The organism is Paenibacillus sp. 01T424, assembly GCF_056398745.1.
Map to the genome: position 1 here is coordinate 1 of NZ_JBFTPZ010000117.1, position 625 is coordinate 625.

At 51.2% G+C, this 625-nt stretch carries 4 tRNA genes and 1 rRNA gene; all 5 read right to left on the minus strand.

The window, feature by feature from the left end:
* Positions 1–72: transfer RNA gene (locus tag AC1DPK_RS34220), tRNA-Gly, on the minus strand.
* Between the two features lie 5 nt (positions 73–77).
* Positions 78–152: transfer RNA gene (locus AC1DPK_RS34225), tRNA-Gln, on the minus strand.
* A gap of 30 nt (positions 153–182) precedes the next feature.
* Positions 183–259, minus strand: a tRNA-Asp gene (locus AC1DPK_RS34230).
* Positions 260–299: 40 nt separating this feature from the next.
* Positions 300–376: transfer RNA gene (locus AC1DPK_RS34235), tRNA-Met, on the minus strand.
* Between the two features lie 148 nt (positions 377–524).
* Positions 525–625: ribosomal RNA gene (locus AC1DPK_RS34240) — 23S ribosomal RNA — on the minus strand; the annotation flags it as partial.

Here is a 625-nt window from a genome sequence, read left to right on the forward strand (position 1 = left end):
ACGGGAACGGGAATCGAACCCGCGACCCTCGCCTTGGCAAGGCGATGCTCTACCGCTGAGCCACTTCCGCATATAAATGGCTGGGGATTCAGGGATCGAACCTGAGAATGACGGAGTCAAAGTCCGTTGCCTTACCGCTTGGCTAATCCCCAACATATATTTTGTTACTCTTCTTGTAAAAGTGGCGGAGCTGACGGGATTCGAACCCGCGGTCTCCTGCGTGACAGGCAGGCATGTTGGGCCACTACACCACAGCTCCGTATGTAAGCTCGGATAAATCCGAAAGTGAAACTTTGGTTTGGTTGCGGGGGCAGGATTTGAACCTGCGGCCTTCGGGTTATGAGCCCGACGAGCTACCGGGCTGCTCCACCCCGCGTCATTTACTACTAAAGCTATTCATTTACAGAACGATCACTAATGCATGCATTAGCAAATTGCGCCCTGAAAACTGGATACGAAAGTTTAGGCTTGCTGAAGCCTTAATGCTGCTGTCTACTGGATGTATGGGTCACAGTAAACGTGTTTAGGATAAGCCCTCGACCGATTAGTATTCGTCAGCTACACACATTGCTGTGCTTCCACCCCGAACCTATCAACCTCGTCGTCTTCAAGGGGTCTTACATAC